The organism is Rothia sp. HMSC071F11, assembly GCF_001809115.1.
GTDB classification, from domain to species: domain Bacteria; phylum Actinomycetota; class Actinomycetes; order Actinomycetales; family Micrococcaceae; genus Rothia; species Rothia dentocariosa.
In genome coordinates this window covers 15,790-16,013 of the sequence record NZ_KV795760.1, presented here as the reverse complement: position 1 = coordinate 16,013, position 224 = coordinate 15,790, and the positions used below count along the sequence as shown (strand labels likewise).

Genomic DNA, 224 nt, shown 5'->3' with positions numbered 1-224 from the left:
GCATGCGTGCCGCCGTTTGCCAAACCGCAGTGCGAGGCGGTTGATCGGCCACAGCCGACCGAAAACCCGGAGGAGGGGAGCGGCACCGTACTCGCGGTAGGCATTATCGCTGCCCTGCTGATCCTGGTAACCGTCATCATCGGTTTTGCCGGGGTAAGTATGGCGAATCGGCGGGCGGCGCAGGCGGCAGACCTGGCGGCGCTCGCCGCGGCGGATGCGCTGCG

General features: G+C 67.9%; 1 protein-coding gene. It reads left to right on the top strand.

The window, feature by feature from the left end; all coding sequences use genetic code 11:
- Positions 1–224 (top strand): pilus assembly protein TadG-related protein (locus HMPREF2554_RS11565; protein WP_246826029.1); only part of this gene is annotated, 224 nt, incomplete at both ends.